Annotated in this window: 15 protein-coding genes; 3 read left to right on the top strand and 12 right to left on the bottom strand. The window is 43.9% G+C overall.

Going from position 1 to position 15,238, the window contains the following annotated elements; all coding sequences use genetic code 11:
* Positions 1-49: 49 nt before the first annotated feature.
* The 10 genes from IGI76_RS05295 to IGI76_RS05250 form a co-directional block, all read right to left on the bottom strand.
* Positions 50-1,630 carry an ABC transporter substrate-binding protein gene (locus IGI76_RS05295; protein ID WP_270266468.1) on the bottom strand — a complete coding sequence of 527 codons (1,581 nt, stop codon included), beginning with the start codon at positions 1,628-1,630 and terminating at the stop codon, positions 50-52.
* 51 nt (positions 1,631-1,681) lie between these two features.
* Positions 1,682-2,512 carry a MetQ/NlpA family ABC transporter substrate-binding protein gene (locus IGI76_RS05290; protein WP_167823002.1) on the bottom strand — a complete coding sequence of 277 codons (831 nt, stop codon included), beginning with the start codon at positions 2,510-2,512 and terminating at the stop codon, positions 1,682-1,684.
* Between the two features lie 256 nt (positions 2,513-2,768).
* Positions 2,769-3,863 carry an aminotransferase class I/II-fold pyridoxal phosphate-dependent enzyme gene (locus IGI76_RS05285; protein WP_194193059.1) on the bottom strand — a complete coding sequence of 365 codons (1,095 nt, stop codon included), beginning with the start codon at positions 3,861-3,863 and terminating at the stop codon, positions 2,769-2,771.
* Positions 3,853-5,052 (bottom strand): MalY/PatB family protein, encoded by a 1,200-nt coding sequence (locus IGI76_RS05280; RefSeq protein WP_270266462.1) that lies wholly within the window; start codon positions 5,050-5,052, stop codon positions 3,853-3,855. The genes IGI76_RS05285 and IGI76_RS05280 overlap by 11 nt, the downstream gene beginning before the upstream one ends.
* Positions 5,042-6,010 (bottom strand): homoserine O-succinyltransferase, encoded by a 969-nt coding sequence (locus IGI76_RS05275; protein ID WP_270266460.1) that lies wholly within the window; start codon positions 6,008-6,010, stop codon positions 5,042-5,044. The genes IGI76_RS05280 and IGI76_RS05275 overlap by 11 nt, the downstream gene beginning before the upstream one ends.
* Positions 6,011-6,409: 399 nt before the next feature.
* Positions 6,410-7,180, bottom strand: a complete 771-nt coding sequence (locus IGI76_RS05270) for a C39 family peptidase (RefSeq protein ID WP_270266458.1) — start codon at positions 7,178-7,180, stop codon at positions 6,410-6,412.
* 138 nt (positions 7,181-7,318) lie between these two features.
* Positions 7,319-7,930, bottom strand: a complete 612-nt coding sequence (locus IGI76_RS05265; protein WP_005225537.1) for a hypothetical protein — start codon at positions 7,928-7,930, stop codon at positions 7,319-7,321.
* A gap of 118 nt (positions 7,931-8,048) precedes the next feature.
* Complete coding sequence (gene rsmA, locus IGI76_RS05260; protein ID WP_270266455.1) at positions 8,049-8,936, bottom strand: 16S rRNA (adenine(1518)-N(6)/adenine(1519)-N(6))-dimethyltransferase RsmA; 888 nt, start codon at positions 8,934-8,936, stop codon at positions 8,049-8,051.
* Positions 8,933-9,505 carry a ribonuclease M5 gene (rnmV, locus tag IGI76_RS05255; protein ID WP_270266454.1) on the bottom strand — a complete coding sequence of 191 codons (573 nt, stop codon included), beginning with the start codon at positions 9,503-9,505 and terminating at the stop codon, positions 8,933-8,935. Before rnmV ends, rsmA begins: the two co-directional genes overlap by 4 nt.
* The gene (locus IGI76_RS05250; RefSeq protein WP_270266452.1) at positions 9,498-10,268 is read right to left on the bottom strand and encodes a TatD family hydrolase; all 771 of its coding nucleotides are present in this window, start codon (positions 10,266-10,268) and stop codon (positions 9,498-9,500) included. Before IGI76_RS05250 ends, rnmV begins: the two co-directional genes overlap by 8 nt.
* Positions 10,269-10,453: 185 nt before the next feature.
* On the opposite strand from IGI76_RS05250, the gene IGI76_RS05245 reads away from it, so the two are divergent.
* From IGI76_RS05245 to IGI76_RS05235, 3 genes are all read left to right on the top strand, one after another.
* A complete protein-coding gene (locus tag IGI76_RS05245; protein ID WP_270266450.1) occupies positions 10,454-11,170 on the top strand; it encodes a hypothetical protein in 717 nt (238 codons plus the stop codon).
* Positions 11,171-11,343: 173 nt separating this feature from the next.
* Complete coding sequence (locus IGI76_RS05240; RefSeq protein WP_016608229.1) at positions 11,344-12,204, top strand: metallophosphoesterase; 861 nt, start codon at positions 11,344-11,346, stop codon at positions 12,202-12,204.
* A gap of 134 nt (positions 12,205-12,338) precedes the next feature.
* Positions 12,339-12,512 carry a hypothetical protein gene (locus IGI76_RS05235; RefSeq protein WP_270266447.1) on the top strand — a complete coding sequence of 58 codons (174 nt, stop codon included), beginning with the start codon at positions 12,339-12,341 and terminating at the stop codon, positions 12,510-12,512.
* A gap of 28 nt (positions 12,513-12,540) precedes the next feature.
* On the opposite strand, the gene IGI76_RS05230 is transcribed toward IGI76_RS05235, so the two are convergent.
* Both IGI76_RS05230 and IGI76_RS05225 read right to left on the bottom strand, forming a co-directional pair.
* Positions 12,541-14,298: a metal ABC transporter permease subunit gene (locus tag IGI76_RS05230; RefSeq protein WP_270266445.1), complete on the bottom strand. Its 1,758-nt coding sequence runs from the start codon at positions 14,296-14,298 to the stop codon at positions 12,541-12,543.
* Position 14,299: 1 nt separating this feature from the next.
* Positions 14,300-15,022, bottom strand: coding sequence for a metal ABC transporter ATP-binding protein (locus tag IGI76_RS05225; protein ID WP_060791832.1), 723 nt, complete (start codon positions 15,020-15,022; stop codon positions 14,300-14,302).
* Positions 15,023-15,238: the final 216 nt, after the last annotated feature.

Below are 15,238 nucleotides of genomic sequence, written 5' to 3'. Positions count from 1 at the left end.
AGAAAAAAGCTGTGATAAAAAAGATTCCTCTTTATCACAGCCAATTGATTTACTTGATTGTCAATTTAGACATATCTTCGAATGTATAGATTGGGATCAAGCCTGCATCTTCTACATTACCAATTCGGTTATTGACCGCTAAGATTTTCTTGTTGTCAACGATTGGGTAAATGATCGCTTCGTCAGCAATGGCTTTTTGCAGATCATCGTACAATGCTTCACGCTTGTCTGTGTCCAATTCAACTGCTGCTTGCGCAAACAAATTGTCAATGGTTTCGCTATTGCTTTGGAAGTAGTTGGCACTGCCGCCAGTTTCGAATAAACTGCCGTATAAGTCAGGGTCATTCCCCATGATATACCCGCCAAGGAACAGGTTGTATTTCGTTGAATCAGGTTTTTTCAACTCAGTGAAGATCGCAGTACCATCGCCCCCTTCAAGGGTAACTGTAATGCCTGCTTGTTGCAATTGTTGTTGAATCAACGTAGCTTGGATCGTTTGAGCTGGGTCAGTTGAGTTGAACGCCAAGTTCAATGACAAATCAGTGACACCTGCTTCTTGTAAAAGCTCTTTTGCTTTTTCAGCATTTGTTTCATATTTCTCGACATCTTCGGTGACGTATGGATTGTTCGGTGGTAAGAATGAATACGGTGTTGCATAATAGTCTTCATCTAAATACGCTGCTTGATTTAATTCATCTTTGTTCAAAGCATACAAGACTGCTTGACGGACCTTCACATCTTGTAATGCATCTGAATGAGTATTTAAGCCTAAGTATCCGATGCGGTTTTCTGTATAGGGATAAACAGAAATTTGCGTATCATCTAAGTCTTCGATATCTGAAGGCAAAACAACGGCTGCGTCAACTTCCCCTTTTTGCAAAGCAACTTTGGCCGTATCAGTACTTTCAATGATCCGCAAGGTCACGTTTTGAATCGAAGGCTTGCCGCCATAATAGTTTTCATTGGCTTCAAAAGTAAAGTACTCACCACGTTTGTATTCTTTCAATTGATATGGACCCGTACCAACTGGTTTTTCAGGCAGTTCACTGACCGAAAAGTCGCTAACATCTTTAAAGATGTGCTCTGGAATGATGTATGTTTCGGTTGCGATATTGCTGATTGCTGCTGCACTCGGTGTTGGCAACACAAATTTCACGGTGTATTCATCCACTTTTTCGATCGCGATCGGCTGGTCGTCGACCCAAAGCGAATCGGCATTGCCGTTTTCTTTTTTGACTTTTTGTTCATACGTGAAAACAACGTCATCGGCAGTAAAATCTTCGCCATCTGACCATTTGACATCTTGTTTCAAATGCACGGTCAATGAAAGGCCGTCTTCCGCCGGTTCCACTGATTCTGCTAACGCATTTTGTGTTGTTCCATCTGCTTCCACTGTAACGAGTGGAGAATAGATCATGTTTGTCACTGTCAAGCCCCAGCGATCACTGGTGTTGATCGGGTTGGTGGACGATGGGTCCCCGCTGATGGCATAAGTGAATGTTGCATCATCGCCAGTACCAGCTGCACTACTGGCTGCCGTTTCCTCTGTATTTGATCCACCGCAGGCTGCTAGAACGAATCCTAGTCCGACGACGGCAACACTTGCTAAACCTTTTTTCCAATTGATCATTTTTCCATCCTACTTCCTGTTCCTATATATTTATAGTAGATTTTTTGCTTTTTATTCCCAAACAGGGATACTTGATTTCTTGGTAACTTCGTCAATAATTGCTTTTACTTCATCGGTCTGATAATACGCTACGACCGTTTGGTACACATCATTTTCTGCTTCGTCTGCTCGCGCAGCAATGACATTATAATAGGGCGTGGAGGAGTCAGCCACAGGTTCTAAGAAAATCGCATCTTCTGTAGGAACCAAGCCAGCATCGACTGCCATGCCGTTGTTGATCAAAGAGATGTCGACATCGGTCATTGCCCGAGCCGTTTGATTGGAGTCAAGCAGCTCAAATTTCAAGGCTTTGGGATTGTCAATGACATCACTAGTTGTTGGCAGTAAACCTTTTGATTCATCCAAAGTGATCAAACCGGCGGTCTGTAAGAGTAATAGTGCGCGGCTCTCATTTGACACATCATTGGGTAAAGCCACCGTAGCACCATCTGCCAATTCGCTGACATCAGTGATTTTATCGGAATAAATACCAAGTGGGTTTAATGTCGTATACGCAATCGTCGTGTTGGAATAACCACTTTCTTCGTTGACATTATCCATAAAAATTTCCGTCAATGCTGCGTGTAGATCGATTGACCCATCCTCTAGTGCGACGATTGGTTGGCGATAATCGGTGAACTTCACCAGTTGCAAGTCGATATTTTCGTTTTCCTTCAATTCTTCCTGCACATGTTCCCAGGCTTCATTTTGTTCGCCAACGACACCTAATTTGACGACGGTCGTTTCTTCATCCGCTTGGTTGTTGCCACAGGCAGCCAAGCTAAACAAGGCAAGCAGCCCAATCACTCCTGTCGTCAACACATTTACTACATTTCTTTTCATCCCTTTTTTCCCCTTTTGTTCCCTCCTCAGATCAATCATCCTATTTCCTTGTCGAATGGCCCAACTAGACCAATTTCCCCTCTGTTTCTCAAAACAACCTACTTTTTCAAAGGAGAAATGGTTAATCCCTGTTGCCGTCAACCGAAAACATCGGACTCACTATTCATATGTAGTGTAACTTTATCCTATACAACTAAAACTGTCAATAAAATTACTCTACAAAAGTAAGTTTTTCACTAGCTGATCTGTGGTTGGGTTATTTGAATATCTTTAGTGCATTTTCTAAGTCATCGATCAAATCTTTACTACTTTCGATCCCAATGGAGATCCGTAAAAGATCCGGCATCAATCCATAAGATTCTCGTACCTCTTGAGGAATATCTGCGTGGGTCTGTGTCGTTGGATACGTGATGAGACTTTCCACACCACCCAGGCTTTCCGCAAAGGTAAAAACCTTTAATGCCGCTAAAAAGCCGCTGATTTTGGTTTCATCAAGCACCCGAATACTGATCATCGCCCCTGCATTTGGGTACAGCACCTCTTTGATCGCCGGATGGGCTCGTAAAAAGCGGCCAACTTCCTTGGCGTTGGCTTCCTGTCGTTCAAAGCGCAACGGCAGCGTCTTTAAACTTCGGATGAATAACCATGTATCAAAGCTGCTCAAGGTCGGGCCTGAAGTATTGGCTAAATAATTCAAGCGCTCCCCTACTTGCGCATCTTTGGCGATCACGACGCCTGCCAAAATATCGTTGTGACCTGATAAGAACTTGGTGCCTGAATGGATCACCAGATCCGCGCCTTCTTCTAATGGCAACTGCCGTAACGGCGTCAAAAAGGTGTTATCTACGATCAGTAGTGCCCCATGGTCGTGAGCAAGCCTGGCGGTTTCAGCAATATCCGTCACGGTCATCAAAGGATTCGTTGGGGTCTCTAAAAAGACAGCCGTTACCTCGTCAGTTAGTTTTTCACTTAATTCTGTTACAGTGCTGAAGGTATCGAAGAATGCCCGTTGGCTTTTTTCCATTTCCGCAAAATAGCGAAAGCTGCCGCCATACAAATCACGAGAAACCAAAAAGCGACTCCCGCTGGCAAATAAGTCAAAAATCAAAGCGATCGCACTCATGCCAGAGCTGGTCACTACTGCCCGAGCTCCTTTTTCTAATTCAGCAAGACCTGCTTCTAAGATATCACGGGTCGGGTTTTTGGTACGGGTATAATCATAGCCTGTACTTTGCCCTAACTCGGGATGAGCAAAGGTCGTGGAAAGATAGATCGGTGGGCTGATCGCCCCAGTTTGCTGATCCGAATGATTGCCTAATTGTGCCAGAAAAGTTGCTGTATCAATCGTCATGTCGTTCCTCCTTTTTGATTGCCTCGATCATGCGATCAAGGGCTTCTTGAATGATCGTCGGTGTTGTCGCAAGATTCAGACGAATCAAGCCCTGACCGTCTTGTGAAAACCATTCCCCATAGTCGACTGCCAGACCGGCAGTATCTTGGATCACGTGCTTGGTTCGTTCTTTGGCAATGACTTGCCGCAGATCGACCCAGAGAAGATAGGTTCCTTCTAATGGCAGGACCTCAATTTTGGGAAATGCTTCTTGCAGTTGCTGGCGGACCATTTGTTCATTGGCAGCAATCACCAAAAGTAGGTCAGCTAGCCATTGATCCCCCGATTCATAAGCGGCTTTGGCAGCAGTTAGACCAAAACAATTAACTTCCGTCTGCTTGTATTGCCGACACCACGCGTGATAGGTTGTGCGCATCTCTAAATCTGGAATCCAAACGTGAGACAGCAATAATCCTGCTAAGTTGAAAGTTTTTGAGGGCGAATCGACAACAATCAGTTTTTCAAAACCTAAACGCTGCGCCACTGTTATTGCCGAAACAAATTGCTGCTCACCGAGTATCAGCTCACGATGGATCTCGTCGGCGATCACGACAACCTCATGTTTTTGGCAAATGGCCAATAATTGATGCAGTTCTTTCTCTTGCCAGACCCGCCCTACTGGATTGTGGGGGGAGCAGAGAATAAATAGTTTCGCTTTTTCTTCAATGATTTTGGCTTCAAAAGTAGCAAAATCGATTTGATAGGAATTCCCCACCTTTTGCAAGGGTGCTTCTATCAAGCGCCTTTTCGTCTCTTTGATGCTGTCAAAAAAGGGATAATAGACGGGCGGCTGGATCAAGATGCCATCGTCTGGTTCTGTGAAACAATGAAGCAAATCAACCAAAGATTGGACGACCCCTGTGGAAAACGAGAGCCATTTTTCTTCGAATTTCGTCCCCCAGTGGCGATCTTGCCAAGCTTGATAGGCTAAAAAATAGCCTGAGGGGGGAATCGCATAGCCAAAGGTTCCTTGATCAACCAGTTGCTGCAAGGCTTCTTCCACTGCCTTTGGTGCAGCAAAATCCATATCAGCTACCCATAAAGGCAAAAGCTTTTCTCCTTGGAACCGTTGATCCACAAGATCCCATTTTAAAGAATCAGTGCCTTTTCGCTGTCTAGCATAGTGGGAGAGAAAATGCTCAATCGTCATTGATACTCACCCGACCTTCTGGCTCACTGCCAATTCGGTAACCTTCTTTCGTCGGCGTGACGGACAGGTCATACGGCGTTCGCAAATAGGTTTCATTGATCCAATTGCTGAAAAACAAAGAGGCATGTCCCCGCCAACGGTTGGTGATTTTTCCCCCTAAACGGTCATAGGCAAAGTAATTTTTAGGCAATGCGGTAGCTAAGCCCCGTTCCATGTCTCGCAAGTACTCTTCATTCAAGGTCGTTGTGTGGTATTCAAAATGCCCTAGCAAGAAGGCATTTTTATGATCTTCTGATACGAAGATGGAAGGCCCTGTTTCAACACCCGCTGCCAAGATTTCTAAAGGCGCCTGGGCGAGCTGGCCTTCATCGATGCCAGTATAGCGCGAATGCGGTGTATAAAAGACGTCGTCAAAGCCCCGAACCAGTGGATGAAAATGCGTGACTGCTTGTTCGAAGACGCCAAACAATTTGCTTGGGTACAACACTTTGTCGATACCATAATGGTAATAAAGACCAGCTTGTGCCCCCCAACAAATATGCAGGACTGAAGTGCAATTCGTCTGGCTCCAATCCATGATCTCTTGCAGTTCTTGCCAATAATCAATGGTTTCAAAGGCCATTTTTTCAACAGGGGCACCAGTGATGATCAAGCCGTCGAATCGTTGGGACTGGATCACTGAGAATTCTTGATAGAACTTTTCCATGTGATCGACAGACGTGTTTTTACTTTCGTGGTACTTCATTTTCAGTAAAGTTACTTCAATTTGCAGCGGACTTTGGGAAAGCAGGCGCAGCAATTGATTTTCTGTGGCGATCTTTTTCGGCATTAAATTGACGATTGCGATCTTCAAGGGACGAATCTCTTGTTTCGCCGCTTTATGCTGCAGTAAGGCAAAGACATTTTCTTTTTGCAGGACCGCTGCAGCGGGTAGTTCTTTGGGAATAATGATCGGCATTGCTTCAACTCCTTACAGTTAAATTTCTTGTTGAAGAGAAGGCGAATAGTTTCAGCTGTGAAAAACAAAAAAAGCCGCCCTTTTATCCTTACGGATAAAAGGGACGACTTGATGCGCGTTACCACCCTAATTCGTGCTATTCTCACAAATAACACCTCAACAGTACACTATGATACTTGGCGCTGTAACGGGCGCATGCCGTTTTGCTGGCGTGAACCAACAAAAAAACTCAGAGCTCATCTTCACTGATCACCGCATGTCTCCTTTTTCACCAACCGGAGTCTCTGTACCTTTGTTGATCTGCTACTCTTCTCTTCAACGTTATCGATTTCTTTGTTTAATTTTAAAAAATTATAATTGTTTTTTCATTTACTGTCAACGGCAAGTTAGGGGTTTTTCTTAGATTTCTTCTAAATATAAGTATTGCTGACCCATTTTTTCATAGATCGCTGCTAAATCTTCTTTGCTGACTTCACGATCCTTATGCCCATAAGGGTCGTTGACATACATCGTATCACCATCGATGCCTGTGATCACCACCGAATGGATCAATGCCGTCACAAGGATTTCGCCATTTTGGGTATTCCATTGAAAGAAATCAGCATCGGTAGGTACTTGTAATTCTAACGTCGCAATCATCCAAACTGGTTTCCCAGATTGTAGTACTTTGACGATCTCATCAAAGCTTTTGTCTCGTCCACTAACGACTTCATATTGCTCTTTCACAATCCTTTCGGCGACATCGGTGATTGGTTCTACGTCAACACCCATCGCGCTATCACCGCCATAGATGTTTCCAACAAAGCCTTCTCGCGGATCTCCATGGTGATAATAATCCTCATAAAGCGGGACATACGCTAATTCTTCCGCCAATTGATTTTTATTGGTATCAAATCCGTAAAAATTCAAGAGCATCGATAAAGCCGTTACCTCACAGCCATTCCCTAGCGCCACTTCATCGAATTGATTTTCTAACGGAACATCTAGTTGAATTACCTCACTGTATTCAGGTTCTGGAGCTTGTTCTTCATCCGAAAGTGCTAGTGTCAATTCATCCTCTATCTTTTCAAAGGGGGACTGCCCGTTCTTACTGTCATAAAAAATCACCAGAAAGAAGAGCATCAAGACGAACATACCTAAAAGTAACCGTTTTAACTTTTTCTTCTTCATCTACTTCCTCCTCTTGTATATTATAACTTATTTCTGTTTATTATTTCACTATAATAAACTTTTTAGTAAGGAGTATTTTCTTAATCTAAACACAAAAAAATAGACCCGTTTACGCAGCGGGTCTATTCAAACTGGCGCTTATGCCGCTTTCTTCTGTTTCTGAATAAAGCGTCCTTTTGCTTTTGAAAATGAACGAATATCAAATTGTTTGCTTAAGGCACCTGCAACAAAATAAGCCAAATTGAAATCGATCAAGCTATGGATCAACCCGCCGATCCCCATCAAAACGAACAAGAAATAGTAGAAATTACCATCGAATGCGGTCCCTGGTACATTTCCTGTGAAGTAAAAGGCGGCAACGACTGCCATTTCAACGGCAGAATGGATCAGTCCGATAATCAAGTTAAAGCTCTGAAATTTGATATTCAATAAAGAGGGTTTGCCATTTTTTAGTAAAATATCTGGGTGCTTCTGTAAATAAAAGGCACCGATGACGGCAAAAACAACATGGGACAATGCCCGTAAAGCAATGATTGGTGGCAGTGTTAAGAAAAAGCCAAAGGTCGTTCCTAAAGCTACCGCGATTGCCATCGCAGGTGAAAAGAACATCGCCACAAAGACGGGCACATGGCTAGCTAAGGTAAAAGATGCTGGTCCGATGACGATTTTGGGCATTACCATGGGAATGACGATCCCCATGCCGATCAACAATGCAGCGATCGTTAAATGGCGGATGGAATGATTTTTCATTTATACTCTCTCCTTCAATGTGTCATGACAGTTCTGTCTTGCTTATTCTACTGGTATTTCCACAAGGTGTCAAGACACAAAAAAACGAATGTTTATTCAACATCCGTTTATATTGAAGTTATCCTTTACGCGCTTGCATTTCATTGCTTAATTTGGCAAATTCCGCTAACGACAGCGTTTCTCCACGTCGTTTCGGATCGATCCCGCTTGCTTCTAAACTGTCTGCCAACCACTGTTTGGTTGTTTCATCTTTTCCATAGCTATTTTGCAAATTGTTCCAAAGGGTTTTACGACGCAGCTGAAAGGCTGCTTTCGTTAATTTGAAAAACTCTTTTTCATCGGTGACTGCGACCGCTGGTTGTGATCGACGCGTCAATTTCAAAATAGCCGAATCAACATTCGGTTGGGGTACAAAAACGGTTTTCGGGACGATGAATGCCAGTTTTGCTTCCATGTAGTATTGCACAGCGATCGACAACGAGCCATAGGCTTTAGTCCCGGGAACTGCTGAGATTCGATCTGCCACTTCTTTTTGCATCATCACGACCATTTCATCTACTTTTACCTGAGACTCTAAAAAGTGCATCATAATTGGCGTAGTGATGTAGTAGGGCAAATTTGCGACAACTTTTAATGAAGCAGCCGTATCGCTGAATGCTGACTGAATGGTCGTTGCCAGATCTGCTTGCAAGACATCTTGATGAATGATCTTTACGTTTGCGTACGGCTGCATCGTATCAGCTAATACAGGGATCAACCGATCATCGATTTCAAACGCCAACACTTGCTTGGCGTGTTTTGCCAACTGTTCGGTCAGCGCACCAATTCCAGGACCAACCTCAATGACGTTTGTCGTCTCGTCAATGCCTGCAGTTTCTACGATTTTCCGTAAAATATTCGGTTCTGTTAAGAAGTTTTGTCCTAAACTTTTTTTAAAGGTAAAGCCATGTTTCGCTAAAATCTCTTTGGTTCTTGAGGGGGTTGCTATATCCCGTTCTTCCTTCACAATTCTTCCTCCACTATTTTCATTGCTTCTGCCAACTCTGCATCGGTGATACGAAACATTGCCAGCCGCTTCTCTAATTGTTTGCCGTTCGTATAGCCGATGCGTAAAAGATCTCCTAGCCGCTCTCGTTTCTCTTTTGCTCCAGCGCCTGCGATCAAGCCATACGCTAATAACTGTTGGCGATCAATGGTTCCTTCACTGACTTCATTTGAAGCAATCGGGGTTACGACTTTTCGCAAGGCTTCTTTCAATGCTTCATGGCTGGCGTGTTCCACGCCTAAACTGCCCTTGCTTTTCGGTGCTGCCTGACTGCGCGGTAAAAAGGCATGCTTGGCATCCGGAACCACTTCCATAATGATTTTGCGGATCTTTTCTCCCGAAAAATCGGGATCGGTAAACACGATAACCCCTCGTGTCTCTTGGGCATGCTCGATTTGATCAAGGATCGTGTCATCGATCGCCGAACCGATCGTTTCGATAGTATCTACTTCGAACACTTCTTGCAATCGGCGGGTGTCGTCTTTGCCTTCGACGACAATGATTTCTTCGATTTTCGGTTTATCAGTCATTGATCCTAAACAAGCGATGGGCATTTTTTGTCGTGTAGGCCGCAACGTCAGCGGCCGCTTCTTGCCGCAGCTCCGCGATTTTATCCACTACATAATGAGTATAGCCCGGTTCATTGCGCTTGCCGCGATAAGGAACAGGGGCTAAATACGGCGCGTCAGTCTCAACAAGTAGCCGATCTTGTGGCACGACTTGCGCAGCTTCTTGTACCTCCGTCGCCTTTTTGAAGGTCACGACACCACTAAAGGAAATATACATTCCTAGGTCCAAGAACTTTTTCGCCCATTCACCGTCCCCACTAAAGCTGTGCATGATGCCGCCGATCGTTTGGACTTTTTCATCCTTTAAAATCGCATAGGTATCTTCTAAGGCTTCACGGGTATGAATACTGATAGGCAGTTGATGTTCACGGGCGATCGCCATTTGCCGACGAAAGACCTTTTCTTGAACTTCCTTCGGATCTTCCATCCAGTGATAGTCTAAACCGATTTCACCTAGGGCAACGACTTTTGGTCGTTCCAAGCGCTCTTGCAAATAGGTTTCCACTTGTGGGGTATAAGAACCAGCTTCGGTTGGATGCCAACCGATAATACTGTAAATGCCAGGATATTCTTTGCTTATTGCTAACGATTTTTCAATCGTTGGCTGATCGAAACCGACGACCGCCATCTCCGTTACTCCTAGTTCTTGCGCACGGGCGACCGTTTCGGGAATGTCTTCGTTAAACTGTTCTGCATTCAAATGTGTATGAGAATCAAAAATCATGAAATCTCCTCCTTAGTCCTTCTATACTCTAGCATATTTTGACGGTTTAAGAAACGAATCCTCTCCGCTTTTTTCAGCAGTTTAAGAAAACTTTCAGCAAGCAAAAAAAATCCGCCCAAAGTTGGAGGACGCCGAAGCTGATTTTCTCTATACTGAGGATAACGAAATCGTATGGAGGTGGAAATATGGAACGATCAAAAATTGATCCCGGCCGCTTTTTTTCTGGCCAAAAAGCAGCACCGAAAGGCACGTTAAAACATCAATATCATTACTATCGGCAGCAAAATGCCCATCAAGCATTCAACAGCGATTTTCAGCGAAATTTCCAGCATGATTTCCCGAATTTTGCTACCTGGCTAAAATTGCAGCAACAGACACCACAAAAGAATCAAACAGCGACTTTTTCTCACTGGTTATTGGTTGGTTTCTTCGGCCTTTTGACAGCAGCAAGTTTTTCGCAACAGCTCTTATTCCTACTTTTTGTCTTTGTCTTAGCCGCTCTCGTCAAAGGACCTGGCATGATCGTATGGGGCATCATTTATTCCTTCTTAGTTAGTCTGTTCCCGCCATTGGGTATCGTTCTTTCTGGCTTATTTTTCTTACTGACCCTGCGTCAATTAACCAAAAATGTCACTTTCGTTTTGACTGCATTGTACTTTTACGGCTATCCGTTTGTCATCACAGCCCTCCAACATTTTACGAATTGGGACCCGCAATGGCTGTGGGTCGGTAGTATCGGTTTTGCCTTGATCAGTGGCCATTTTGTCTTAAAGCAAAACTATCCCTTTGCTTCAAGTAAAAGTCTCGTATGGGCGATCATCTCCGTCCCTTATGATTGTGTCATGGCTTTGATCCCCGTCAAACACAAAGCACGCTTCAAACGTTTGGTGAAAATCAAATAATTACGAACTAGGATACAAAAGTCGGCTATTACAGCCCCTTTTGTATCTTTTTTTCATGGAAGAAACAAACGAAATACGATGGATATTTTTTGTTATTTTTGCTTTCGCATGATTGCTTTTTTTGTAAGAATCTACTATGCTAGAAACTAGCAAATCAAAAAAGGAGCCACGCCATGTACACCCTCATTCTTATTGCATTCCTCCTTACGGGCTTGCTAGTTTACTCCTTTATTATTGAACCGCATCTTCTCAAACAACGGCACTACCTCATAAAAAAAGACAAGCGCACCGTCTTAGATATTTCAAAGGCTTACGATCTTTATCAAGCAGAAAGCAATCTCGTGATTGCCCATATCAGCGACCTTCATTTTTCTCGTTGGTACAAACCACGGCGAATGAATCGCATCATTCGATCAACGATCCAAAACAAGCCGGATCTGATCATCATCACGGGGGATCTGATCGATAATTATAAAAAATGGCCGCATCGTTCAACCAAGCGACTGATCGAAAAGCTGAAAAAATTGCAAGCGCCTCTGGGTAAGATCGCAGTTATGGGGAACCATGACCATTTGAATGACGGGCATTACTTTGTTAAGGAAATATACCAGCATGCAGGGTTTACCTTACTTGATAATGAGTCGGTTTTTGGTTCTGATGACAAGACGTCGATGAATATTGTCGGTATCGATATAGAAAGTCCGAAAGTCAGTTTTACCTATGAAGCAACCTTAGCAGAATGGCAGCTGCTTTTGCTCCATGAACCCGATTATGTTGCTCGGATCACCAATCTGCCAAACTACGACTTGATTCTTTCTGGCCATAGCCATGGCGGGCAGATTCGCTTGCCTTTTTATTATGCGAAAACAAAGGGCGCGTTGAAATATACCGATGGGCTCTACCTTTTAGGCAATGAGACCTTATTAAGTGTTTCCAGCGGGGTTGGTATGACCAAGATTCCCGCCCGACTCGGTGTCCCACCTGAGATCCTTTATTACCATTTAGAACCGCAACAGCAATTGAACGTTTCTTAACTGTTCATCGGTGCAATTGGGAAAAAATCAGCGACTCGTTTCAGCAAACGTTCGATTCGCTGATTTTCTTTTTGCGCCCACCGTGTTAAAATATACTAAATAAACACTTTTCAACAATTAGGAGGAACCAAAAAATGCTCATCTCGGAAACGCTTTGGTTTTTGATCGCCTTCTTCGCTTATACAGCCTATGTATACGGTCAGGGGTTGTACTTTCCTGTCATCGCTTTTCTTGCTGCTTTGATGGGCTGCGGATTTTATCTCTTTGCTTTTCTCCAGCACAAAAATACGACGAAAAAACATCCTTAGCCAGAACGAGCTAAGGATGTTTTTTGCATTATTGATTCAAGCCCTGATAAATCGTATCGAGATTCCACTTCATCATGTTATAGTAGCTGTCACCTTCTTCTCCCGGTTCTGCAATCGAATCGGTAAAGACGGTTCCGAATATCGGAATACCTGCATCACGAGAAACACTTTGCATCGGACGAGTATTGACGCTGCTTTCGACAAACAAGGAAGCGACGGCTGAGTTTTGCAGCTGATCCACTAAGTTCTTGATTTGCGCAGGGGTTCCTTCTTCTTCGGTATTGATTTCCCAGATATAGGCAGACGTTACACCGTAGGCTTTGGAGAAGTATTTGAAGGCTCCCTCACTGGTGACGATCAATTTCTTCTCTTCGGGAATCGATTGGAAGTTTTCCTTCGCTTGCTGATCGAGTTCTTCTAATGAAGCCAAGTAGCGTTCAAGGTTTTCTTCATAGAAAGAGCGATTGTCAGGGTCCTTTTCGCTCAAGCGTTGAGCAATGTTGCGGGCATAGATCATACCGTTTTCTAGATTTAACCAGGCATGAGGATCGGCTTTGCTGTGGTCTTCATCATCAGAAAGATAAAGCACATCCACGCCATCACTGACGGCAAAGTAATCTTCATTTTCTACCTTATTGGCATTGTTCATCAATTTGGTAAACCAGCCATTGCCGCCAGTTTCTAGATTCAAGCCGTTGTAAAGGATAAGATCGGCATCGGTCGCTTTTCGAACATCTTCCACTAAAGGTTCATATTCATGGGGATCACGCCCCACTGGTACGATACTGTGAAGATCGATTCGATCACCGGCAATGTTTTCCGTAATATCAGCAATGATCGAATTGGTCGCTACTACTGAAAGTTTCCCTTCTGTTTGGGCCATCTGTCCGTTTTGCTGTGCCAAAAAGAAGCCACCAGCTACAGCTGCCGTTGCTAAAACCGCCGTCGCTGACCAGCGTTTGACTGGACTGGTCTTTTGTTTTGGTGAGAACAAGAAACCGATCACGAAAAAGGCTCCTGCGGTCAAAACGATACTTGATCCTGCGGCAATATTAAAGCTATACCCGATAAACAAGCCGATAAATGAGGCGAAACCACCTAAAACCCCTGCGATGACCATCATATGCTTCAATTGTTTTGTATAAAGATAAGCCGTTGCTGCTGGAGTGACTAACAGAGCCACGATCAAGATCGTTCCGACGCTTTGCATCGCTGTCACTGAAACCAAAGTCAACAAGAACATCAATAAATAGTGATAGGCTTGCACTTTCATCCCAAAGGCCTTTGCCATCATCGGATCAAAAGACGTGATCAACAGTGGACGGAAGAAGAGGATGATCACTGCCAGCACAAGGATAGCGATAGCGATCGTCAGCCATTTGTCGCTGTCTTGCACCGCTAGCACATTCCCAAACAAAATGTGAAACAAATCAGTCGAACTATTTGCTACTCCAATCAAGATAACCCCTAAAGCTAGAAACGAACTAAAGGTGATACCGATCGCTGTATCGCTTTTGATTAGGCTGTTATTGGCGATATAGGTAATGATCATGGAAGCCAAGATCCCAAAGAAGATCGCCCCGACAAAAAAATGAACGCCGAAGATATAAGACAAGGCTACCCCTGGTAAGACCGCATGAGAGATTGCATCCCCCATCAAGGACATCCCTCGTAAGATAATAAAACAACCGATCACCCCTGCCACGATCCCGATCGCGACTGCCGTGATCAAGGCATTTTGCAAGAAATGATAGTTACTTAAACTCGTAAAAAAGCTTGTCAACATGTTAAACGCCTCCTTTCACGATGATCGCATCGCCAAATGTTTGCTTCAAATTGCTCTCGGTAAAGACTTCACTGACTGGTCCCGCAGCGATCAGGGTTTGATTGAGCAGAACCAAGTAATCAAAGTATTCGGTGATTTTCCCCAGATCATGGTGAACGATAAAAATCGTCTTGCCAGCATCTCGCAAGTTACGCAACAGGCCGACGATGATCGCTTCACTGGTGGCATCGATCCCTACAAAGGGCTCATCGAGGAAAATATAGTTGGCATCTTGCACCAACGTTCGAGCAATCAAGACCCGCTGAAACTGCCCGCCGGACAATTCCCCAATCTGACGTTCCGCAAAGGATTCCATTTCTACCGCTGCCAGAGCGGCTGTCACTTTCTGCCAATCGTTTGCCGACATCCTTTGGAACATGCGCATCTTAGGATACAAGCCTAAAGATACGACTTCTTTGACTGTGATCGGAAACGTGTAATCAACCGCGGTCTTTTGTTCGACATAGGCAATTTCCTTTTGAAAGTCTTTTAACGCTTTTTTGTCGACACTCATGTTCCCACTGGAAGGGATCAATTTCAACGCCGCTTTGATCAGCGTTGACTTCCCTGCCCCATTTGGACCAATGATCCCTACGATCGACGGTTTTTCTACTTGAAACGACAAATCCGAGATCACTTGATGATCGCCATCATAGGCTGCGGATATTTCTGAAAAAGTAATCATTATTTTCACTCCATTTCCATAGTTAAGGATAGTTTATTTATTTTTTAGGTAGACCTAACTTATTTTTATTATACAAGAAAGGATTGGTTTTGCAAGACAGTTCTCTTGATTTTTTAAGAAACACCACAGTTTCTTGGCAATGACTCTTGAAAACTAAGATTCTATCTTTATTTATTGAGTAAAAGTTGGTGCCCACAAACACGGATGCCATCAATT

It is taken from the genome of Enterococcus sp. DIV2449a (assembly GCF_051711225.1).
Taxonomy (GTDB): domain Bacteria; phylum Bacillota; class Bacilli; order Lactobacillales; family Enterococcaceae; genus Enterococcus_D; species Enterococcus_D casseliflavus.
Note: the sequence above shows the minus strand (reverse complement) of the source record. Positions and strands in the feature narration are given on the sequence as shown.

Coding starts and splice junctions, on each gene's coding strand:
- IGI76_RS05295 (WP_270266468.1), bottom strand. CDS start 1,630: ATGATCAATTGGAAAAAAGGTTTAGCAAGTGTTGCCGTCGTCGGACTA.
- IGI76_RS05245 (WP_270266450.1), top strand. CDS start 10,454: ATGGAACGATCAAAAATTGATCCCGGCCGCTTTTTTTCTGGCCAAAAA.
- IGI76_RS05235 (WP_270266447.1), top strand. CDS start 12,339: ATGCTCATCTCGGAAACGCTTTGGTTTTTGATCGCCTTCTTCGCTTAT.
- IGI76_RS05230 (WP_270266445.1), bottom strand. CDS start 14,298: ATGTTGACAAGCTTTTTTACGAGTTTAAGTAACTATCATTTCTTGCAA.
- rnmV (WP_270266454.1), bottom strand. CDS start 9,505: ATGACTGATAAACCGAAAATCGAAGAAATCATTGTCGTCGAAGGCAAA.
- IGI76_RS05225 (WP_060791832.1), bottom strand. CDS start 15,022: ATGATTACTTTTTCAGAAATATCCGCAGCCTATGATGGCGATCATCAA.
- IGI76_RS05265 (WP_005225537.1), bottom strand. CDS start 7,930: ATGAAAAATCATTCCATCCGCCATTTAACGATCGCTGCATTGTTGATC.
- IGI76_RS05290 (WP_167823002.1), bottom strand. CDS start 2,512: ATGAAAAGAAATGTAGTAAATGTGTTGACGACAGGAGTGATTGGGCTG.
- IGI76_RS05240 (WP_016608229.1), top strand. CDS start 11,344: ATGTACACCCTCATTCTTATTGCATTCCTCCTTACGGGCTTGCTAGTT.
- IGI76_RS05270 (WP_270266458.1), bottom strand. CDS start 7,180: ATGAAGAAGAAAAAGTTAAAACGGTTACTTTTAGGTATGTTCGTCTTG.
- IGI76_RS05280 (WP_270266462.1), bottom strand. CDS start 5,052: ATGACGATTGAGCATTTTCTCTCCCACTATGCTAGACAGCGAAAAGGC.
- IGI76_RS05275 (WP_270266460.1), bottom strand. CDS start 6,010: ATGCCGATCATTATTCCCAAAGAACTACCCGCTGCAGCGGTCCTGCAA.
- IGI76_RS05250 (WP_270266452.1), bottom strand. CDS start 10,268: ATGATTTTTGATTCTCATACACATTTGAATGCAGAACAGTTTAACGAA.
- IGI76_RS05285 (WP_194193059.1), bottom strand. CDS start 3,863: ATGACGATTGATACAGCAACTTTTCTGGCACAATTAGGCAATCATTCG.